Source organism: Secundilactobacillus pentosiphilus (genome assembly GCF_002217985.1).
GTDB lineage: Bacteria > Bacillota > Bacilli > Lactobacillales > Lactobacillaceae > Secundilactobacillus > Secundilactobacillus pentosiphilus.
In genome coordinates this window covers 48,842-70,290 of sequence record NZ_BCMI01000014.1, presented here as the reverse complement: position 1 = coordinate 70,290, position 21,449 = coordinate 48,842, and the positions used below count along the sequence as shown (strand labels likewise).

The 21,449-nt window shown below is 44.8% G+C and carries 17 protein-coding genes and 1 pseudogene; 4 read left to right on the top strand and 14 right to left on the bottom strand.

Annotated features, from left to right (window positions below; translation table 11 throughout):
* Positions 1-610 precede the first annotated feature (610 nt).
* From lysS to CES81_RS07990, 4 genes are all read right to left on the bottom strand, one after another.
* On the bottom strand, positions 611-2,083 hold the full coding sequence (lysS, locus tag CES81_RS08005; RefSeq protein WP_089089487.1) for a lysine--tRNA ligase: 1,473 nt from the start codon (positions 2,081-2,083) through the stop codon (positions 611-613).
* Between the two features lie 112 nt (positions 2,084-2,195).
* Positions 2,196-3,191 (bottom strand): tRNA dihydrouridine synthase DusB, encoded by a 996-nt coding sequence (gene dusB, locus CES81_RS08000; protein ID WP_089121340.1) that lies wholly within the window; start codon positions 3,189-3,191, stop codon positions 2,196-2,198.
* Positions 3,192-3,284: 93 nt separating this feature from the next.
* Positions 3,285-4,163, bottom strand: coding sequence for an Hsp33 family molecular chaperone HslO (gene hslO, locus CES81_RS07995; RefSeq protein WP_089089462.1), 879 nt, complete (start codon positions 4,161-4,163; stop codon positions 3,285-3,287).
* Positions 4,164-4,265: 102 nt separating this feature from the next.
* Positions 4,266-4,487 (bottom strand): transposase, encoded by a 222-nt coding sequence (locus CES81_RS07990; RefSeq protein WP_263849992.1) that lies wholly within the window; start codon positions 4,485-4,487, stop codon positions 4,266-4,268.
* A 357-nt stretch (positions 4,488-4,844) separates the two neighbouring features.
* Between CES81_RS07990 and CES81_RS13665 the strand changes: the two are divergent.
* Positions 4,845-5,174: pseudogene (locus CES81_RS13665) on the top strand (RNA-guided endonuclease InsQ/TnpB family protein); the annotation flags it as partial.
* Between the two features lie 349 nt (positions 5,175-5,523).
* On the opposite strand, the gene ftsH reads toward CES81_RS13665, so the two are convergent.
* From ftsH to pth, 9 genes are all read right to left on the bottom strand, one after another.
* Positions 5,524-7,674 carry an ATP-dependent zinc metalloprotease FtsH gene (ftsH, locus tag CES81_RS07980; RefSeq protein WP_089121339.1) on the bottom strand — a complete coding sequence of 717 codons (2,151 nt, stop codon included), beginning with the start codon at positions 7,672-7,674 and terminating at the stop codon, positions 5,524-5,526.
* A 144-nt stretch (positions 7,675-7,818) separates the two neighbouring features.
* Positions 7,819-8,358: a hypoxanthine phosphoribosyltransferase gene (gene hpt, locus CES81_RS07975; protein ID WP_089089464.1), complete on the bottom strand. Its 540-nt coding sequence runs from the start codon at positions 8,356-8,358 to the stop codon at positions 7,819-7,821.
* 13 nt (positions 8,359-8,371) lie between these two features.
* Positions 8,372-9,727 carry a tRNA lysidine(34) synthetase TilS gene (gene tilS, locus CES81_RS07970; protein WP_089121338.1) on the bottom strand — a complete coding sequence of 452 codons (1,356 nt, stop codon included), beginning with the start codon at positions 9,725-9,727 and terminating at the stop codon, positions 8,372-8,374.
* Between the two features lie 90 nt (positions 9,728-9,817).
* Complete coding sequence (locus tag CES81_RS07965; protein WP_089089466.1) at positions 9,818-10,324, bottom strand: S1 domain-containing RNA-binding protein; 507 nt, start codon at positions 10,322-10,324, stop codon at positions 9,818-9,820.
* 176 nt (positions 10,325-10,500) lie between these two features.
* Positions 10,501-10,887, bottom strand: a complete 387-nt coding sequence (locus tag CES81_RS07960; protein WP_089089467.1) for an FtsB family cell division protein — start codon at positions 10,885-10,887, stop codon at positions 10,501-10,503.
* 176 nt (positions 10,888-11,063) lie between these two features.
* Positions 11,064-11,336 (bottom strand): RNA-binding S4 domain-containing protein, encoded by a 273-nt coding sequence (locus tag CES81_RS07955; RefSeq protein WP_089089468.1) that lies wholly within the window; start codon positions 11,334-11,336, stop codon positions 11,064-11,066.
* 16 nt (positions 11,337-11,352) lie between these two features.
* Complete coding sequence (locus CES81_RS07950) at positions 11,353-12,936, bottom strand: putative polysaccharide biosynthesis protein (protein ID WP_089121337.1); 1,584 nt, start codon at positions 12,934-12,936, stop codon at positions 11,353-11,355.
* Positions 12,937-12,943: 7 nt separating this feature from the next.
* Positions 12,944-16,459, bottom strand: coding sequence for a transcription-repair coupling factor (mfd, locus tag CES81_RS07945; RefSeq protein WP_439951287.1), 3,516 nt, complete (start codon positions 16,457-16,459; stop codon positions 12,944-12,946).
* Between the two features lie 17 nt (positions 16,460-16,476).
* Entirely contained in the window at positions 16,477-17,034 is a 558-nt protein-coding gene (gene pth / locus CES81_RS07940) for an aminoacyl-tRNA hydrolase (protein WP_089121336.1), read from the bottom strand.
* A 434-nt stretch (positions 17,035-17,468) separates the two neighbouring features.
* Between pth and CES81_RS07935 the strand changes: the two genes are divergently transcribed.
* The 3 genes from CES81_RS07935 (at position 17,469) to cbpA (ending at position 20,825) form a co-directional block, all read left to right on the top strand.
* Positions 17,469-18,419, top strand: a complete 951-nt coding sequence (locus tag CES81_RS07935) for an L-lactate dehydrogenase (RefSeq protein WP_089089471.1) — start codon at positions 17,469-17,471, stop codon at positions 18,417-18,419.
* Between the two features lie 132 nt (positions 18,420-18,551).
* On the top strand, positions 18,552-19,931 hold the full coding sequence (locus tag CES81_RS07930) for a L,D-transpeptidase family protein (RefSeq protein ID WP_089121335.1): 1,380 nt from the start codon (positions 18,552-18,554) through the stop codon (positions 19,929-19,931).
* Positions 19,932-20,183: 252 nt separating this feature from the next.
* A complete protein-coding gene (gene cbpA / locus CES81_RS07925) occupies positions 20,184-20,825 on the top strand; it encodes a cyclic di-AMP binding protein CbpA (protein ID WP_089089473.1) in 642 nt (213 codons plus the stop codon).
* 164 nt (positions 20,826-20,989) lie between these two features.
* Here the strand turns inward: cbpA and CES81_RS07920 are convergent, their stop codons facing one another.
* On the bottom strand, positions 20,990-21,376 hold the full coding sequence (locus CES81_RS07920) for a type II toxin-antitoxin system PemK/MazF family toxin (RefSeq protein ID WP_089089474.1): 387 nt from the start codon (positions 21,374-21,376) through the stop codon (positions 20,990-20,992).
* Positions 21,377-21,449: the final 73 nt, after the last annotated feature.

The window sequence follows — 21,449 nt, the reverse complement described above, 5'->3', positions numbered from 1 at the left end:
ACTAGCGAAATTGACTTCGCAAATTACATTTGATATCAGCCGAAACTGATATACCCTGCACATTTGTGAAACAAAACTTTGTTCAGTTTTCAAAGGTCTACTTTGATAAGTAATTGCCTTGCGACAACTATTAAATCATATCATGTTGACTACTTTCTTGTCAACGTTTTTTTATAACTTATTTGAATAGATATTCAAACGAGTTGATTGCCAAGCACGTTATCTCTTTGACAACGATGACTACTATACCAGCTATCTAAGGGGAGGTCAACACCCAAAAGCAACTTTTTCAAAAATTCATCTCTGTTTTGTCTAACAGCACTTTCAAGCCGCTTTATTGCTATTTAAAAAGACAGTCCCAGCACCGAACGAGTTCACTTTAATGACGTTAAATATTCGTTTTAAGGCAAATACACTTACTGCATTTATATAGAAAACAGTCTAGTTCAAAAATAATCATTCGTTTTTCGCCGATCATCACCAAACTTTTGGCCCTGCTTAACGATCGTAAAATAAAAAACGGTTTGATCACAAGTGAATCGTACTTGTGATCAAACCGTCGATTATCATACTAAAGAATCCCAGAAAGTTAAGCCCATTTCAAAGGCAACTATTCTTCAGGCCGCATCGTTGGGAACAGTAAAACATCGCGAATCGATTCGGCATCCGTCAGTAACATGACTAACCGATCAATACCGATACCTAAGCCACCAGTTGGCGGCATACCATACTCCAAAGCCTCGATGAAGTCTTCATCAATACCCTCAGCTTCTTCGTTTCCTTCGGCACGTTCCTTAACCTGTGCTTCAAACCGTTGACGCTGGTCAATCGGATCATTCAGCTCAGTGAAGGCATTGGCAAATTCATTGCCAACAATATAAAGCTCAAACCGGTCAGTGAAACGAGGATCATCCGCATTCTTCTTAGCCAATGGTGAAATTTCAACCGGATGGCCGTACACAAAGGTTGGCTGTTCCAACTTAGGCTGAACCAGTTCCTCAAAAAAGGCGTTGATAATATGTCCTACCGCCCAGTAGCTTTCGTAGTGAACACCGTGATCGTCCGCCAATTGACGAGCGTCTTCAACACTCATCTTGGGCCAGAAATCAACTCCCGTATACTGCTTGATTGCATCTACCATGTGAATCCGCGCAAAATCCTTATTCAGGTCGATTTCATGGCCTTGATAAGTAATGACACCATCATCAGTAACTGCTTTAGCAGCCGCCTTGAAAATGCCCTCAGTTTCGTTCATCACATCGTGAAAATCAAAGTAAGCAACGTAAGTTTCCAGCATGGTAAATTCTGGGTTATGACGCGTATCCATCCCTTCATTACGGAAAACTCGCCCAATTTCGTAAACCCGTTCCATACCACCAACGATCAGACGCTTTAAGTGAAGTTCCAAAGCAATCCGCAAGTAAAGGTCAATATCAAGCGCGTTATGGTGGGTAATAAATGGCCGTGCGTTGGCACCACCCGCTTGGTTATGAAGCACTGGTGTTTCCACTTCAAGGAAATCATTGCCATCCAAATAGCTGCGAACAGCAGTAATGATTTTGCTCCGCTTCTTAAACCGGTTGAAACTCTCCGGATTAGAAATTAAGTCTAGATAACGTTGACGATAAATCTGTTCCTTATTCTGTAAGCCATGAAATTTATCTGGTAATGGTCGTAACGCTTTAGAAAGGAACGTTAACTTCGTGGCACGAATAGTAAGCTCGCCCATGTCAGTCTTAATGATGTCCCCTTCAATACCCAAGTGATCACCGATATCTGACCGTTTGAAAACGTGATAGACTTCATCGCCTAAAATATCTTTACGAACGTAAATCTGAATTTTACCGGTGCGGTCTTGTAAATCGGCAAAGCCAACTTTACCCTTACCACGCTTAGAAACCATTCGGCCCGCAATGATTGCCGTCTTATGCAAATCATTGAGTTCTTCCTTATCTTCATCACCGAATTGCTTGTGCAGTTGTGCTGCTAAGTAAGTTCTTTCGAACCGATGACCAAAGGGGTCAATTCCTTCTTCGCGCAGTTCGTTCATCTTTTCGCGACGAACTCGCAGTTGGTCGTTCATTTCTTTATCTTTTCCAGCCACACTAATACCTCCATCTTATAATAACTAGTCCGCTATTAATTTTGACAACCCTCAATAAAAAAAGCAAGCTCTTTTTGCCTGCTTTTTTAAATTATCGGCTGCGAACGGATAAACTTGTTAATTTCTCTAAGAATGCATCAAAAATATCGTTCATTTGCTGTTCTGTCTCAGCATTATTTAACGCTGCCTTGGTTCTCGCTGAGTGTGAAATCCCCTTTAAGTAGTATGCAGCTTGGCCACGGAATTCACGTGGGCCAACGTAATCACCCTTCAATTCAACAAGCCGGTGTAAATGCTCCTTAGCTGTTTGAATCTTCTTTTCCGGGGTCGGCTCTGGTAGTAATTCCCCAGTTGCTAGATAATGCTCCGTTTGACGAAGCATCCACGGATTCCCCATTGCTGCACGCCCAATCATGACGGCGTCAGCACCTGTATGATCCAGCATTCGCTTAGCATCCTCTGCTGAGCGCACGTCGCCATTACCCATAAACGGAATGGTCAGCTGATCGGCAACTTCCTTTAAAATATCCCAATCAGCGTGGCCTTGATACAACTGCTTACGGGTGCGACCGTGCATTGCTAACGCTGAAGCACCAGCACGCTCTGCTGCCAAGGCGTTCTCCACAGCATAGATGTGTTGATCGTCCCAACCAGTTCGCATTTTAACCGTAACCGGTTTTTTAACAGCATCCGTCACGTAGGATACCATCTCATAGACTTTATTCGGATCTAAAAGCCACTTAGCCCCTGCATCAGTCTTAACGACCTTATTTACAGGACAGCCCATATTGATATCGATGATGTCTGCTGCCGTGTTTTGATCCACAAACTTAGCGGCCTGAACCAGTGTTTCCTTTGTACCGCCAAAAATTTGAATACTCATTGGGTGTTCGCTAGCATCAACAAACATCATGTCTAGCGTCTTCTTATTATGGTACATAATCCCGCGATCTGAAATCATTTCACAAACCACTAATCCAGCACCGAATTCCTTACAGATCACCCGAAAAGCAGAGTTCGTCACGCCTGCCATTGGGGCAACCACGACTTGATTTGCAATCTTAACGTCGCCAATTTGCCATTCCATATGCTCACCTCTAAAGTTTTACTCGCTTACTTAAATTCTGCGTTAGCTATCATAGCACATTCCAGTAATGCCTGACCACTAACGATAGCAGATTTACATTTTGGCTAAAATCGCCTTTAACTCATCTTCACTGAATTCGTACTTGTTTCTGCAAAAGTTGCAGACCGTTTCCGCGTGATGATCTTCGTTAATGATTTGCGCCATCTGTGTTTTAGAAATGCTGGCCAGCGCTTTACTAAACTGTTCTTTAGAACAGTCGCATTTAAATGATACCGGCATTTTATCCAAAATTTTAACGTTTTCTTGACCAAACAAAAGGTTAAGCATGTCCTCAGGCTTTTGACCATCCAATAACAGCTCAGAAACCATCGGGACTTCTTTTAGCCGCTTCTCTAAGTGACTAATGGCTTCATCCTTAGCACCAGGCATAACCTGTACTAAAAAACCGCCAGCAACTTGAATGCTGTTGTCATCATTTACAAAAACGGACACCCCAACCGCTGAAGGAATCTGCTCTGATTGTGCCAAATAATAGGTAAAGTCATCGCCAATCTCCCCGGAGGCTAATGGTACCTGCCCAGTCCAGGGTTTATCTAAGCCCAAATCTTTGGTGACTGATAGTGACCCATTGACACCCACGGCTTTGGCAACATCGATTTTATGGCGCTTATTAAGCGGTAAAGTAACGTGTGGATTTTGCAGATAACCTTTGACAGTACCGTTAGCATTGCCATCGGCCACGATTCCACCAACGGGACCGCCGCCATTAATACGAACGGTTAACTTATCGTCACCCTTTAAAACGGACGAGGACAGCATTAACGTCGCAATCAGCGTTCGTCCAAGTGCGGCCGAAGCGGCGGACCAGGTGTCGTGACGTTGTTGCGCTTCGCGTACGAGTTCGGTAGCGTCAACGGCATAGGCGCGGAATTGACCGCCGTTAATAACGCTTTTAAGTAAATAATCTGACATAGTTTCCTCCTAAAAGAATTTATAGAGTGCCGTCAGTTGAGAAAACTCGGTATTTTAATACCAAGATGAGTCAACGTCTTGGACGGCCACCGGTGTATCGATCTAAAGGTGAATCAATATATTGACTGACAACTTTTTAGGAACATGACCAAGCGTACTCATAAAGAAGCTTGGAGACCAGAGATGGTTCTGCCAAAGTAATGGTTTAGTTTCGAAAAATTGAATGAACCACCGTTTAGCTGAACCACCTTCGAAAGCTTTTACAATTGAAAAAGGCACCAGTTTAGGTGAAAGGCTAATCACCATGTGAATATAATCTGGCACTACTATATTGGCTATTTTAACCAAGCAACATTCAGTAATTTCTGTCAGGATAGCTTTGTTCTTCAGTGATAAAAATTAGCTGACGATACTTAATTACCCACACTAAATGAAAATTAAAATCAGACACATTTGTCCATTCGTATTTAATCATACGATTGCCTCTTAATGCCCCTACTTCGGGATTTTAGCCATTTACACTAGAACCTATGATAAAAGATTAGGCGTAAGGGGGGTGAGGCCAAATGACTTACCAAGGAATTAAATTACGACTGTCTAACTTGGATCAGCAGCTGAAAATTAAACTTAATTTTGGCTGTAATCGGTTCGTGTAGAATCAAATGCTGAATCTGTTGATCACGTATCACCAAAGAACTGGTTACCCAATATGATGTGATTAAGATTGAAGATTTGAAAAACAAAAATCTGCTGAAAAATCACCAACTCGCCCGAGCAATTGCCAACCAATCCTGACGAAAGCTTCTTATAATGCTGGAATATAAGTGTACCCGGTGTGGAAAACAGCTGGTCACTGTTAATCCACGCAAGGCTTCCCAAATCTGTTCAACTTGTGACTATGATGACGGCAAGCACACCTTAGATGTTCGGCAGTGCTCCTGCCCTAACTGTGGCAGCAATCATGATCGTGATATCAATGCCACCATCAATATTCTAAAAGCGACAGCTTAGCCAAATGACCAACTGGGCTGGAACAGCCCTTAGTCAATAGCCGTAACCTCTGTGCGGCATTTAATGAATGCTGTGTAAGTCAGCGATGTTCCTAGAAGCTCGTTACTTTAGTGACGAGTAGTTCACAGAGTAGTATAACATAAGGTGCGGAGGCTGACGGGTAGAGGGCGGCCTGTAAGGCGCTTTTGACAAAAATTCCGGTTTTGAATTTATGTCAAAAGTGACTTACAGGCAGCTCTCTGTCAGCTTGGAGCCCAATTAGGCTATGTTAATTTAACACGCTAACTCAATTCCATTCAAAAATCTCACAAAAAAGCGCAAGCCCATGGCCTGCGCTTTTTCATCGATCCTAATCTTCACCATCATCTGAATGATCTGAAGAATCATCAGTATGCGGTTGATTTGAATCGCTCTGGTCAGAATCATCCTGATCAGGTTTTTGATCATTGTCAGAATCCGGCTTGGAAGCATCTGAATTTTGTCCAGAGTTCTGAGCCTTCTCCTCAATTTTAGCTTGACGTGCAGCTTCGCGCCGTTCAAGTTCACGCTTAGATTGCTCAAAGGTTGCAGCTTTTTCACTCGGAAATTCACTGTCGTCCTTCTTATCAGGCATTTCCCCCGTGTTATAGAGACTGAGGATCTGCTTTTCATCCAACGTTTCGTACTTCAGCAATGCTTCAGCAATAATCTTATGCTGTTCCCGATGGTCAGACAAGATCTTACGAGCAGTTTCGTGAGCTTCATTGGTCAATCGACGAACTTCTTCGTCAATGGCTGCGGCAGTCTCTTGTGAATAAGTTGGGGCTTGTCCATAAGCAGCTGCCTGTTGACTGGTAGCACTTTCCAAGGCAACGGTCCCGATCTTTTCACTCATCCCGTACTGGGTAACCATGGCACGGGCAATTTGAGTGGCCTGTTCAAAGTCATTAGAAGCACCAGATGATTCTGAATGGAAGATCAGCTCTTCAGCTGTACGACCACCCATCAAACCAGCCATTTGTTCCTTGGCATCCCGCTTGCTCATGAGCATTTGATCCTCACGGGGAAGCATGATCGCGTATCCGCCGGCACGGCCACGAGGGACAATCGTCACCTTATGAACGACCCGCGCATCGTTTAAGACTAACCCAACGATCGTATGCCCGGCTTCGTGATAAGCAACGGTTTCCCGTTCTTTCTTGCTGATCACCCGGTTGCGTTTAGCTGGTCCGGCAATCACCCGATCCTCAGCTTCGTCAATGTCAGAAGCATCAATCTGTGTCTTGTTCCGACGGGCAGCTAACAGCGCACCTTCGTTCAGCAGGTTTTCAAGATCAGCCCCCACGAACCCAGGAGTCTGCTTGGCAATTTCTTTCAAATCAACATCGTTTGCTAACGGTTTATTCCGTGAGTGAACTTTCAAGATAGCTTCACGTCCGTTGACGTCTGGACGGCCAACCAAAATCTTCCGGTCGAAACGACCTGGACGAAGTAAGGCGGGATCCAAAACATCTGAACGGTTAGTTGCAGCCATGACAATGACCCCTTCATTACCGGTAAACCCATCCATTTCAACCAGCAATTGGTTAAGGGTTTGTTCACGTTCATCGTGACCGCCACCCATACCAGCGCCACGTTGACGACCAACGGCATCGATTTCATCAATAAAGATAATGGAAGGTGCATTCTTCTTAGCCTGCTCAAACAAATCACGAACACGGCTAGCACCGACCCCAACGAACATTTCAACGAAGTCGGACCCGGAAATTGAGTAGAACGGTACACCGGCTTCACCGGCAACCGCTTTAGCAAGTAACGTTTTCCCAGTACCAGGCGGTCCCTCTAGTAACACACCAGATGGGATCCGGGCACCTAACGAAACAAACTTACGCGGATCTTTCAGGAACTCAACAACTTCGACCAGTTCCTGTTTTTCTTCTTCTTCACCAGCGACATCCGTAAAGCGAACTTTGTTTTCTTTACTGTCCGTTGGCTTGGCTTTGGATTTACCAAAGTTCATGACTTTGCCGTTCCCGCCGCCTTGGCCGGCCTGACCCATCATCATGTAGAAGAAGAAAATGAACGCGAGGAGAGGCAGAACGTAAACTAATAAGTTTACCCAGAAGCCGCTGGACTCTTCAGGCTTGGTGTTCATCTTGACGTTATGATCCCTTGCATAACGTGTTACTTCATTAACACTGGAGTTGTTTTGCAACATCGCAGTGCTGAAGCTTGTAACCTTAGAACTGGTGTTACCGCCGAGGGTAAAACCAGTCTGAGTCTTAGTCTGTTGTGCTTTCCGATACTCACCGGTAACTTTATAAACGCCACCAGAAGGTTGAACGGAGAAGTTTTTAACGTTGTTTTCTTTTAGTTGGTGGATAAACTCACTCGATTGGATTTCTTGGGATTGCGAGCTTGAGTTATTTCCTTGAAAGAAGTAAATAACAACCATGACCAACAAGAAGATCACAATGTAGAAAAGACTATTTCGAAAAAGTCCATTTCTTCGATTGTTCATTTAGTGCCTCCTTACTTCAATTCCCCATAATATTTGGGAATGAAACTGAGGGACGATTCCCCCGTTGATAAAAATCATATTATCACATTTGACCATGTTTGACTAATGTTTTATTCGGAAATTTGACCTTTTTTGACCAAATCATTAATTAGCATAAACTTCCGGTTTTAAAACCCCCACATAGGGTAAATTTCGGTAGTACTCAACGTAGTCAAGTCCGTACCCCACCAAAAACTCATTCGGTACGTTAAACCCGACGTAGTCAGCCTTAGCTTCCACTACCCGACCTTCAGGCTTGTCTAATAGCGTGCATACCTTCAAAGACTTCGGCTTACGTTCACTTAAACGATCCCGTAAATAAGCCAAAGTCCGGCCAGTATCTAAAATGTCTTCAACTATGATGACATCACGACCGCTAATATCAGTATCAATATCATGAACTAGCGTGATTTCTCCGGTTGACGCAGTACCGCCATGGTAACTGGAAACGTCAATAAAATCGATGTCAGCAAGAAAGTCCAACTCTCTCAAAAGATCCGTCATGAAAAAAATAACGCCCTTCAAAACACCGATGAACAATGGCTTTTTACCCGCATAATCCCGGGTAATGTCTGCTCCCAAACGTTGACAGGCAGCTTTGATGTCATCTTGGCTGTATAAAACACGCTCGATATCGTTATTCATTAAAATTGCTCCTCTAGTCAGATTGTTTTAAAACCAGTTCGTAATTAGGCGCCGTTACATGACGAGCGCTACGCTGCAGGCCTATCAGCCACAAAACTTCACCTCGAGCAGTAACCGCCACGAGTTGGTGTACCCGTTTTGCACGCGGTACTTTATGATCAATTAAAATTCGGCGAACGCTTTTATGACCGCCGCCACTCAGTTTAATATGATCATCCGGCCGAGCCTGCCGAATGCTTAACGGCAGATCTTCCGGTTGCAGTTCAAGCACCATGTGACATGGCTCTTCCGGTTTTGTTTTTAAAGCTGGTACAAGACGCGCCTGTAACCCCCGTGATAACGGAACCCACTGGTTAGATATTACCACAATTTTATCCGCGGGTTGGCGATTTTGAGGAACTTTTAATTCCGATTTAATTGAAAAATCGTCATAGGCTTTTTCCAACACTTGGAAATCGGCTAAATTCAGTTGAGCATTGGGCTTTTGCTTATTAGCCAGCAACTGGGTCGCCTGATTTAAATAAGAAGCGGTAATGGGCAGTTGAGCGCGGTGGAAAATAGCTCTCAGAACCGCTCGTTGCTGAATGACCGTTAACTGCTGCCACCGGGCCACACTATAGGTGTGGCCCGTCCGGCGGATCTGTTGTACTAATTCATCAGTCCGTTCAGCTGTCAGCTGCAGCGTGGCTCTAAGCTGGGCAGTATACTGCTGAACATGATTTAAGAAAGCCGGATTTTCCTGCTTTAAGATGGGCATCAGCTGATGCCGAACCCGGTTACGAAAGACGTCATCAGCTTGATTAGTGGCATCTTCATACCACGTCAGCCGCTGCTGCTCGGCATAGTTTCTGATTTGGGCCTTACTAAAGGCAAGTAATGGTCGCACCAGCCGGCCGCTTTCAAACGATTGTTCGGGTAAAATCCCCTGCAATTGTGTCAATTGACCGCCCCGAATGAGCTTCATAATCACCGTTTCAGCCTGATCATCCGCATGATGTGCGGTTAACAAAGAACTGGCGTGATACTGCTGCATGACTTGAGCAAAGAATTGGTAGCGAAAACGACGAGCTGCTGCCTCAACACCCTTTTTAGGATGATCGGCAACTGCCCAGTGCGTGATTGCCAACTGAATGTGCCGCTGGCGGCAGTAATCACTTATAAAGTGTTCCTCTACCCCGCTTTGCTGACGCAGCTGGTGGTTCACGTGTGCGACCACCAGTCTAGGACGTACACCTGCCGGCAGCTGCTGCATGAGTGTCAGCAGTACCATGGAATCAACACCAGCGGAAACGGCAACGACGGCCGTTTGACTTGAATTAAACCAGCCAGCCTGCTCAACCTGGCGTTTAAATTGTTTTACAATGTCCATTCTGCATACCTCATCAACCAAAAAAGAAGCATCCCTCACAAAACGGCTGCTTTGCAAACGGACGCTTCAGTTTAATTGTTGTCAGATTAATTAGCTCCGACGGCCGCCACGGCCACCGCGTTTACCCTCGGTATTGCGTTTTAAGGTTGCTAACCGGTCTTCACTTTCCTTGAGAAAGCCAGACATCAAATCGTCAAAACTCTCCTTATGGTTTGAATTCGAGTGGGTACTGTTACTATTCCGGTAGTGACCGCCGCCGTTGTTGCTATTCCGATAATGACCATTGCCGCCACCGTGATAATTACTGTTATTTTCATGCTGTTCGTGATTATGATGCTCATGTTCAGAGTGGCCTTCAGGTTTATCCTGTGCCTTACGAATCGATAATGCAATCTTACCGTCATCACCGATGTTTAGAACCTTCACTGTCACTTCGTCGCCAATGCTCAGAACGTCATGAATATCTTTTACGAAGCCATCTGAGACTTCACTGATGTGCACTAATCCGGTCTTGTGATCGCCTAAATCAATGAACGCACCAAAATTCGTGATACCTGAAACTTTACCAGCAACTTTTGCTCCAACCTCGATTGCCATAAAAAAGAATTTCCTCCTTAAATTTGTAATAATAGTATAGCACATTTCTGGTAAAACAAGCCTGAACATAGCGCGGATATTTAATCAAAATCTCATTCTAGATAAATGAGATAAAAATGAAGCTGGCAGACAAGCTTACACTTGAAACCAGCTTCATTTTAGTCCTCATGTTACCTTTACTTCGCTGTCACATCACTGGCTTTGTCATTCGGCAGACTATAAATCGTCTCCCCTGACTTAGCATAATAATACTTTGAACGAATGAGGTTTTCTAAATAGTCCTTGTTATTCAAGAGTTTAACATGTTCATTCAGATTCTGATGGGTCTGTTTCACCCGTGTCAGTTTTTGCTGTTGACGGGAAACCTGGACGTTAGTTTGACTCATCGCATTTTTAGCATGAACAATTTGTACGCCTAAAATGAGAAAGGCCAAACAAAAACAACCAATAATCGTCAACGCGCGTTTCTTTCGCTGCTTACTTAATACTGCCCTGTGCGTATTATGCTTAACTTCTCTTGTGTATTGATTATCAAGTTGCGTAATGTTAGATCGCGTAACCATTTTAACGCCCCCCACGTTAATATCCTCATAATGAAAAGTATATCAACGATCCTGGGGGTTGTCTATGAGATTTAAAGCGTATTCACGGAATGTCATAGAACTGTAATAGTACTGAGTCGAAACTTAACGGTTAAAGTGCTGAATATAATGAGTCTTTCACAAAGGCTCAGATCAGTTTACTCCTTGCGGTAGTCCTTTTCGTAGTCTTCGCTGATGATCTTAAACATGTTTTCAGCGTCTTGCTTTTTAGTGGTCTCCAGTAACTGAAGAACTTGAACCGTCAGGGTTTTATTGCCAAATTTAATGACCAGCGTATCGTTAGGCGAAACATCGGTGGACGATTTAGCTGCCCGGCCATTGATCGTAATCCGTCCCTGATCAGCAATCTCCTTAGCTACCGTTCTTCTCTTGATGATGCGTGACACCTTTAAAAATTTATCTAATCTCATTGTGCGCCTCCAGCGTCTATTTTTTATTAAACCAGCGTAACCAGCGACTTGCCTTAGGAAGCAGCAGCCATTCACGTAATGTCAGCAGCCTGAGCTTTAAAGCCAGTGCCACAAAAATCAGCACACCAGCTAACATCCCTAATACAGCATCGACTAACGCTTTCATCCGGGGTGAACAGCCCACCGCTATCCAATTGCCTGCTGACATGACCAACCGTACCGCAACCAGCATGGAAAGCGAAATCAGCAGTAGTTTAACCAAAAAGTTCTGTTTAAAAGCCCTCAGTTGTTCTTGACGTAATTGCCTCATTAAAAAGCCCGCCATCACTAATAATGCAACGACCGTTACCCAACTGGCACCAATCGCACCAAAGCGGATCACCGCCCACTGGTTAAAGATGATTTTGACTAACAACCCCAGTACTAACCCGGCAATGGTCACCGCGAATTGATTCAAACTTTGTAAGATACTGTTATCGATCATGATCAGCGTCGCAAAAATAATACTTAATACGTAAACCGACAGCATCCGATTCCCCTGCTGATTGCCAAACAGTAAAACGTTGACTTCTGGCATTAAAGCAATCAAGCCCACGGCAGCCGCTGTGGTAATTGTCACACTCATTTTAACTACCGTACTGGCTTGCCGAACAAACTGCTGACGTGAACCCCGATTAAGCGATTCTGTCAGCGACGGCAACAGTGACGAAGAAAACGACGTTGCCACCACCAGTCCTAATTGAACTAGCGGCTGACCTCTGTCATAGACCCCTTTGATTGACTTAGCCGCAATGGCCGGTAACCCCTGAGTCATTAACCCGCGCATTACCGTGAACGAATCAACCAACTGCAAGAGCACCATCATTGAAGCAAATAAGCTGATCGTACCGCCTTCAATCAGCAACCGCTTCGCCAAAGTCCCGTAACTTTGCGTGGCGGGGTACTGCATTCCAGCAACAAAATCGACCTGATGCCAGTGAGCGTAGTAGAACATTACCGCAGCAGCAAAAACTGCTGCAATGGGCGCACTGCTCATTGCCCAAGTCCCCATCCGATAAACGTTCCACTGATGTCGCATCGCCCAGTAGGCTACGAACAAGATTACTGCGACCCGAATGGTCTGTTCAACCAATTGGGAAAGTGCAGTCGGCCGCATATCATAGTTACCCTGAAAATAGCCCCGGCTAATCGCTAAAAACGGCGAGAACAAAAACATCCAGCTCACCGAGCGAATAATTGGTGTCAGCCCTGGATCACCCATGGCACTCGCAATAAGTAACGCAAAACCCTGCAAGCCAATAAAGAGGATCAAAGAACAACCAGCTAGGATCATGAAGATCCTTGAAAGCAGTCCAAGTTTTGCTTCTTTAGTATCACTTTCAGCGACTAATTTTGAAATAAACATCGGTAGGCCACTTAGGGCAAAGGTCATCCCAATCCCATAAATCGGATAAATTTGCTGATACACATAAAAACCGGTATTACCGACCATGTTTTGGAAGGGCACCCGATAAACTGCGCTTAAAATTTTGGCGATCAGCGATGCCACCGACAGTAACAAAGCACCCTGCATCACTGTTCTCATTGTTTTACGTTGCATAATCCACCTATTTTGCCGTTGTCTTAACGGCTATTTCGCTTAACGCTTTAACAAATTGATTGAGTTCCGCCATCCAGTTTTGCGCGTCCATCTTCGGCTGAATGACTAATTTAACCACTAATTTATGATTTGATAGACCAACCGTGGCTTTTAACTTTGTATTTGATAACGCCTTAAAGACGTCTTCTCCGCTAAAGCACGACGTTCCTTTTTCAGAAAAAGTCATTTCGATTTGATCCTTCATTCGGTGGATCTTTTCAATCAAGGCCTCATCCGCTTGAATCTTAACTTGACTAATTGCCAGCAAGTTAGTGACCTCATCAGGATATTCACCAAACCGGTCAATCAAATCGTTTTGCACTTCCGTAATATCATCTGGTCCTTCGATCTGCCGGATTCGCTTATACATTTCAATCTTTTGCTGCTGATCGGCAATGTACGTATCTGGCAAATAAGCTTCCAGTCCAAGCTCAACCGTCGTATCCGTCTTGGGCTTAGCAGTTTTACCCTGCTTCTTGGAAACGGCATCCGTCAGCATTTGCGTATACAGATCATACCCGACGGAATCAATAAAGCCGCTTTGCTGTTTGCCTAACAGATTACCCGCACCCCGAATAGAAAGATCCCGCATTGCGATCTTAAAGCCAGACCCCAGTTCAGTGAAGTCCTTAATGGCTTCTAGCCGTTTTTCACTGACTTCAGTCAGCACTTTATTGGCCTGATACATGAAGTACGCGTAAGCCACCCGGTTACTTCGGCCAATTCGGCCCCGTAACTGATAAAGCTGCGACAGGCCCATATGGTCTGCATCTTCCACAAACAGCGTGTTGGCGTTGGGAATATCCATCCCGGTTTCGATGATCGTCGTCGTGACTAACACGTCGTACTCACCGCGAATGAAATCGTATAAAATCCCCTCCAGTTGTGCTTCAGTCATTTGTCCGTGAATGTAGGCGACTTCCGCATCTGGTACTAACGCTTTGATCTGACTAACGGTCTCTTCAATGTCACCGACCCGGTTATGCAGGTAAAAGACTTGACCGCCCCGCTGCATTTCCCGCCGAATACCATCCTGAATGGCACCGGCATTTTGTTCCATGACGTACGTTTGAATTGGGAACCGGTTCGCTGGTGGCGTTTCGATCACCGAAAGGTCCCGAACACCCAGCATGGACATGTGCAGTGTCCGGGGAATCGGGGTGGCGGTCAACGTCAAAACGTCGACTTGCGACTTCATTTGCTTAAGCTTTTCCTTGTGCTTAACACCGAAACGCTGCTCTTCGTCCACCAGCAGCAGGCCGAGGTCTTTAAACTTGACGTCTTTTGACAGCAATCGGTGGGTCCCAACAACAATGTCCACACTGCCGTCTTCCAGGCCATGAATAATCTGGTGAACTTCCTTCGTTGTCTGGAACCGCGACAGAATGGCAACGTTGACTGGAAAGCCCTCGAACCGGTTAGTCATCGTATCGTAGTGCTGTTGTGCCAAAATGGTTGTGGGCACCAGGAAGGCCACTTGCTTGCCAGCTTCAATTGCCTTGAAAGCAGCCCGTAAAGCAACTTCGGTTTTACCATAGCCCACATCACCAACGAGCAGTCGGTCCATTGGCTTAGGTTTTTCCATGTCATGCTTAATTTCTTCAATACTGCGCAACTGGTCGGGAGTCTCCGAATAGGGAAATTCGTTATCGAACTCCTCTTGATAGGTGTCGTCACGAGGAAACGCGTAGCCCTTTTCCGAATCCCGTTTCGCATAAAGTTCAATCAAGTCGTCCGCAATATCTTCAATTTTAGCAGCAACTTTTTTCTTGGTTTTGGCCCAATCAGAACCACCTAATTTGTTAATGTGCGGTTTCTTATCTTCTGAAGAGACGTACTTCTGAATCAGGTTAAGCTGCGTCACTGGAATGAAGAGTTTGGCATCGCTTTGGTAGGCAATGGTCATATAATCCTGGTGAACACCGTCTACTTCCAGAGTCTGCATGCCTTCAAAGCGACCAATCCCATGGTTAACGTGAACCACGTAGTCGCCGGGTTTCAAATCCGTGTAACTCTTCAACCGCTCCGCGTTTTGCATCGTTTGCCGACGACGGTGGTGTTTCGTCACTTGCTTGAACATCTCGGCTTCAGTGATCACCACTAATTTGGCATCGGGTAATTCAAACCCCGTCTGACTGGCAGCAGGAATGATTTGAACTACGCTGGGCTGAATGTCACTGGCCTTAGTCATCACGGCGTTAATATTGAAATCATCCAGTGTCTGCGAAACCTTATTAAGCCGTTCCTCATTAGCCATCATCATGACAACCGTTTGTTTGGTCGTTTGCCAACGCTTAATTTCCTGCTTCAGCAGCGGCATTTGGCCAAAGAACTGCTGCATGGCTCGCGTCTTAATTTCAATCAGCTGGTCAAAGCGCATGTTGCCCATACCCTTTTGAAAGAGTGCAAAGAAAATCTCGGCGTGATGATCTTGTTTCAAAACATCCTGAAAGTGTAAGCCAAACTGCTGATCGCTAAAAATCTGGTGAGCACTGAGCTTATCAACTGTCCAATTGGCTTCGTCCGTCTCCAGCTGCTTATTGGTATCCCGCAGCCTTGGATAATCATCGATCAGTAATAGCCCGCTGTCGCCCAAGTAGTCTAGCAGGTTTGTTTTGCCAAAAAAGTCATTGGCAAATAGCCTTAACTCGGCAGAAACATCCCCCTTGGTTAAAGATTCAATCAGGGGGGTGATACTATTAGAAAGATTCTTGCCATCATCGGCAGACATTTTTTTGAGTTCTTTAGTGAGCTTCTTATTTAAGACATCCGCTGCGCTTTGACGTTGCTCCGGCGTTATCAGCATGTCAGTAACCGGATGAATCGTCACCGCATCAATATTTCTCACACTCCGTTGCGTGCTGGCATCGAAGTAGCGCAGTGAATCGATTTCCGTGTCAAACAGGTCCACCCGAACGGGATATTCCGTATCCAGCGGGTAAATATCAATGATCGATCCCCGAATGGCAAAGTCACCGGGAGCATCCACCAGTTTTTGGCGGGTGTACCCCATTCGCTGCAAGCGTGCGGCGAGGTCTTCCAAATCAACTTCGCCGTCAGCCTTCAACGAAATTTGGGCCTGGCTGAATAGCTTCGGGTCAGGTAACTGCCGCCGTAATCCGGAAACGGAGGTCACAATAACAGCAGGCTTCCCTTGTGCCAGGGCACTTAACGCCTCGATCCGCTGACTCTGAAAATCGGGCGAACTGGTGGCAATCTCTGCAGCCAGCAGCTCTTCAACTGGAAACTCATACAATTGATCATCCGTCAGCTGTCCGCTTAATTCATCCGTCAACTGATCAGCATGGTATATCGTATCGGTCACAAAAATCATCGGCCGCTGCTCTTTTTGCAACAGGGTTTGAATTAACAGTGCCCGTGCCGAACCAGCAATACCCGTCAGCAATTCTCGGTCCTGTTGGTCAAACCCTGACACAATCTGTCGATACTGTGGCATATTTGCAAAAAAATCTGCAAGTTGCACTTAGCTTCACTCCTTAATTAGTTGTACTGATTTTCCAAATTGGGAATCGTTTCGCCATCAACCCAATCAAACAACGCTGCGACTGCGTGATCGGCTGCAACGTTAAACAGTGCACGCTGCTCCTCAGTGAATTTACCAAGCACGTAGTTGACCACCGTACTCTTTTGGGGATGCTGAATGCCAACTTTGATCCGGTTAAACTCGGTGGTGCTCAATGCAGCAATAATACTCTTAATGCCATTATGACCGCCAGCAGAGCCTTTCGGACGGATCCGAATTTTTCCCAACGGCATGTCCATGTCGTCGTGCACGACGATCAAGTCATCAATGTCCAGTTTGTAAAAGCGCATCAATGCACCAACCGCCCGGCCCGATTCATTCATAAACGTCGTCGGCTCCACCAGCATCACCTTTTCACCGTTTACCTGACCGGTTGCCAGCTTAGCTTCCATCTTTCGACTGGTGAACTGAAGCCCGGCCTTCTGCGCAAACTGCTCCACAACCATAAATCCGGTGTTGTGACGGGTTTGCTTATACTGCGGACCGATATTTCCCAGTCCAACGATCATCTTCATTTTGATATACGCTCCCTATTTCCATCATTTTTTACATTAAACCATGCAAAATAGCTGAACGGTAGTTCCAACCGTTCAGCGTAAAAAATTCTTACGAACTCTTAGTCCAATAACAAGTCAAAGTATAGCATACGTCATTCAGTTATGCATATCATCTTGTCCTGACGGTAGTCACTGAAGGTGCCGAAAAATCGGATTGTTTAAATCATCTAATACACTGCATTATTTTTATCTCCCTATAAAGTGGCTTTGTGCAAAATAGTTTTAAATTGCTGTCCGTTCCTAATCTATTGCAAACGACTAAAAATAGTTGCTTTCACAAAAGTCAAAAATGAAAGTCATTATTTCATGAGGTTTATATGTTGTAAACGCTTACTTTTTCGTGTTAAACTGCAACTGGTAATGGTTTAACTATTTTGAAAGAGGTGGGTACATTGTCAAAATCGCATCAAAAAGTTGTACTAGTTGGAGACGGCGCCGTAGGTTCAGCTTACGCATTTGCACTTATGCAGCAAGGCTTAGCTGAAGAGCTGGTCATTGTCGATGTTATTAAGGATCGGACACGCGGAGACGCACTGGATCTTGAAGATGCTCAAGCATATACAGCACCTAAAAAAGTTTATTCTGGTGAATACAGTGATGCTAAGGATGCTGACCTCGTTGTCATCACAGCTGGCGCACCACAAAAGCCTGGTGAAACCCGATTAGACTTGGTTGATAAGAACTTGAAGATTCTCAGCTCCATCGTTAAACCAATTGTTGATTCCGGTTTTAACGGTATTTTCTTAGTTGCAGCTAACCCAGTTGACATTTTAACCTACGCCACCTGGAAGTTCTCTGGTTTCCCAAAGAACCGCGTAATCGGCTCCGGAACTTCACTGGATACTTCTCGTTTACGGGTCGCATTAGGTAAAAAGTTAAACTTAGACCCTCGCAGCATTGACGCCTATATTTTAGGTGAACACGGCGATACAGAATTCGCTGCTTACAACGAAGCTACGATTGGTTCGAAGCCGTTGCTGCAAGTCACTAAAGAACACGGCATCACTAGCGACGATCTTGATAAAATTGAAGACGAAACGGTTCACAAAGCCTACGAAATCATTAACACTAAAGGTGCAACTTACTATGGTGTTGCTACCTGTCTGATGCGGATCACAAGGGCTATTTTCCGTGATGAAAATGCCATTTTGCCCGTTGGTGCGGCCTTAGACGGTGAATATGGATTAGACGATATTTTCATCGGTACACCGGGAATTATCAACGCAAGTGGCTTAGCTGGCGTCGTTGAAGTCCCGCTTAGTGACGACGAAAAAGCGAAGATGAAAGCTTCTGCTGAAACTTTAAAGAAAGTTACGAAAGATGGCTTAGCAGCTCTTAATTGATGGCCATTCCTTAAAAATTAAGCGTTTTCAAGACGGCGCCCTTCATTTTGGGGCGCCTTTTTTAGTATAGATAAATTGAGTTTTGTCCGATTATGCCTTATCCTTATAAGTGATCATAAGGAGGATCAGAACATGACACATCGTTCACGCTGGGTCTCCGCAGGTTTAGCCATAATTGTGATTTTAGGAATTGGTTACGGTTGGCGAACGGCCCATTATAATAGCCACTTCTTGAGTGACACCCAAATTGGGGGCATTCAAGTCGGCGGTCAGACTGCAGATCAGGCAGCTCAGACTTTAAAAACAAAGCTTTCAAATCAAACTTATACGGTTGAAGAACATTCGAAAGCACTAGCGCACTTCACTTCACGTGAGGCTGGTGTTAAAGCTTATTCTGAGACGCAGCTTAAGCAGATGATTGCTAAACAAAATTCGTATAGCTGGCCAGTCCACGCCATCAACGCTTCAGCAGATGATCAAAGGCTGAGTGCTAGTGCGATGGATAATTCGGACTTAACCGTGTTGGCCGATCGAATTACTCAGATGGCGGGCACCGATCGCTCCGCAACCCACAATGCCAAGCTGGTTTATAAGGGACATAAATTTACCATTCAAAAACCAGTTTACGGCACTGAGGTTTCTCAAGCTTCGGTTAAAGCAGCCCTGATTAAAGCGATTGAAAATCATCAATCGACCATCAACTTAGCCGATGCCTACGTTAAACCAACCGTACTGGCTAACAGTAAAGCACTGGTCAGTGCCAAAGATCATGCCGAAAAGCTGTCTAAGAATCGGATCACATATCGAATCACAAACCATTCAATACGTGTGCCAAGCGAGGCAATTGCTAGTTGGCTCACAACTAAAAATGGTAAGCTTGCCACTTCAAACGCTAAGATCGAGCAGTATTTGATCAAGCTGAGTCATCAATACGGTACGATTCATAAAACCCGTCATTTTAAAGCACACGATGGGAAAACCGTTAAAGTACCGGCCGGCTTATACGGCTGGAGCATCAAGGTGACTTCAGAAACGCCGCTCCTTTCAAAAGCAGTTCTAGCGGGGAAACCCGTCACAAGGACCCCGGTCATTCAAGGAACTGGCTATCACAAAGATGGTTCAGATCTTGGCAGTACTTACATTGAAGTCTCCAAGCCTGAACAGCACATGTGGGTCCACAAGAACGGCAAGATTATTATCTCGACTGCTGTGGTGACGGGTAAACCCGTTTCTGGCACTACCCCATCAGGTGTTTGGGACGTTTGGAGCAAGCAGCGTAACGCTGTGTTACGTGGTAAAAACGATGACGGTTCTAACTATGCGTCACCCGTAAAGTACTGGATGCCAATCGATAATACCGGTGTCGGTATTCATGATTCACCATGGCAGCCACGTTATGGCGGCGATTGGTACTTAACCCACGGCTCACATGGCTGTGTTAACACGCCACCATCCGTCGTTGGTAAAGTTTACGCTGCGGTGCCATTGCACACAGCTGTCGTGATCTACTAACCCATTTAAATTAGCCGATAGGAGGCTGAATGGTCAGTTTTGACTGATCATTCAGCCTTTTGATTTACTCCTAACAATAACCGAAGCTAATTTTGCTCACCACGATCTCAACGGTAAATTTCCGTATATTTTAATTTAGTTAATTGTCAATTTTTCCTAATAACCCGCTATTCAAGCTGTTTCTAAGCCGTTTTTTATGGTATGATACTTCTAGTTTATTAGAGAGTTCTAATTATTAGGAGGTTACACCCAATGTTGTTGAAATCCTTGATCAAGCCTAAAGAGCGATTAGTGACCGTTCAGGAAAACGTCACCCTAGAAGAAGCTCTTAAGATACTTGAAGATTCCGGTTATCGCTGTGTACCAATTTTAGATGAAACCGGCACGATTTTCCGGGGTAACATATATAAAATGCATATCTATCGGCATAAGTCACGTGGTGGTGACATGCAGTTACCAGTGACGACCTTATTAAAAAACGCCACCAAGTTTATTAAAATCGATGCTGCTTTCTTCAACGTTTTCTTCTCCATCAAAGATCTGCCGTACATCGCGGTTCTCGATACAGAAAATAAGTTCTATGGTATTTTGACACATACCCGGTTAATGGATATGCTCTCACAATCATGGAACGTCAACATTGGTTCCTACGTCCTAACCGTCGTTTCTCCAGGTAACCGTGGCGACTTAGTCGGGATTGCCAAGATCATTACCAAATACACCAGCATTGCTAGTGTCATTAGTTTAGACGCTCGGGACGGCGAACTGGTTCATCGTATTATGTTCACTCTACCAGCTGACGTCGATAAATCGAAACTCGACCGTATTGTGCGCGCCTTGGAGCGCAAAGATTTCAAGGTCCCCGAAATTGAAAATCTAAACAATGAAATTTAACGTATCACACCGCTCAGCAGTGGTATCAAAAAACGCCGTTCCGATAGTTTCGGGACGGCGTTTTGCTGTTTTAAAATGCTTTAATTCAAGTAGCTATACCGCGAAATACCGGCATCCACTGGATAATGACACAATCTTTGTTTGTCCTATGTAAGTTTATAAAATCAAGCTCGCTTATGCTGCTTATAATCACTCTTTTTACTTAAACCAATACTGACTTCTAAAGCGTGGTCAACTTGATGCATCGTGCCGGTATCTAGTTGAGCAACATGATCCTTTAGACGCTGTTTGTCAATCGTGCGAATCTGCTCCAGTAAAATCACCGAGTCCTTTTCAATACCAGTGTGGTGGGCTTTGATTGGCACGTGTGTCGGCATTTTAGGCTTTGAAATGCGAGCTGTAATTGCAGCAACGATAACGGTTGGACTGTAGTGATTGCCAATGTTATTTTGAACAATCAGTACTGGTCTGACCCCGCCTTGCTCCGATCCAATCACGGGTGATAAATCCGCATAATAGATATCACCACGCTTGATCTCATCATTTGCCATCTTTTCATCCCCTGTTTTAACGCCGCTTCAAACTGTTAATCCTCCAATATAACTGAGCGACTTCATATTTTTT

What these genes read in the sequence shown, in the direction of transcription:
- lysS (WP_089089487.1), bottom strand. Translation starts at nt 2,083, where the DNA reads ATGAACGACCAACTGCGAGTTCGTCGCGAAAAGATGAACGAACTGCGC.
- dusB (WP_089121340.1), bottom strand. Translation starts at nt 3,191, where the DNA reads ATGGAATGGCAAATTGGCGACGTTAAGATTGCAAATCAAGTCGTGGTT.
- hslO (WP_089089462.1), bottom strand. Translation starts at nt 4,163, where the DNA reads ATGTCAGATTATTTACTTAAAAGCGTTATTAACGGCGGTCAATTCCGC.
- ftsH (WP_089121339.1), bottom strand. Translation starts at nt 7,674, where the DNA reads ATGAACAATCGAAGAAATGGACTTTTTCGAAATAGTCTTTTCTACATT.
- hpt (WP_089089464.1), bottom strand. Translation starts at nt 8,358, where the DNA reads ATGAATAACGATATCGAGCGTGTTTTATACAGCCAAGATGACATCAAA.
- tilS (WP_089121338.1), bottom strand. Translation starts at nt 9,727, where the DNA reads ATGGACATTGTAAAACAATTTAAACGCCAGGTTGAGCAGGCTGGCTGG.
- CES81_RS07965 (WP_089089466.1), bottom strand. Translation starts at nt 10,324, where the DNA reads ATGGCAATCGAGGTTGGAGCAAAAGTTGCTGGTAAAGTTTCAGGTATC.
- CES81_RS07960 (WP_089089467.1), bottom strand. Translation starts at nt 10,887, where the DNA reads ATGGTTACGCGATCTAACATTACGCAACTTGATAATCAATACACAAGA.
- CES81_RS07955 (WP_089089468.1), bottom strand. Translation starts at nt 11,336, where the DNA reads ATGAGATTAGATAAATTTTTAAAGGTGTCACGCATCATCAAGAGAAGA.
- CES81_RS07950 (WP_089121337.1), bottom strand. Translation starts at nt 12,936, where the DNA reads ATGCAACGTAAAACAATGAGAACAGTGATGCAGGGTGCTTTGTTACTG.
- pth (WP_089121336.1), bottom strand. Translation starts at nt 17,034, where the DNA reads ATGAAGATGATCGTTGGACTGGGAAATATCGGTCCGCAGTATAAGCAA.
- CES81_RS07930 (WP_089121335.1), top strand. Translation starts at nt 18,552, where the DNA reads ATGACACATCGTTCACGCTGGGTCTCCGCAGGTTTAGCCATAATTGTG.
- cbpA (WP_089089473.1), top strand. Translation starts at nt 20,184, where the DNA reads ATGTTGTTGAAATCCTTGATCAAGCCTAAAGAGCGATTAGTGACCGTT.
- CES81_RS07920 (WP_089089474.1), bottom strand. Translation starts at nt 21,376, where the DNA reads ATGGCAAATGATGAGATCAAGCGTGGTGATATCTATTATGCGGATTTA.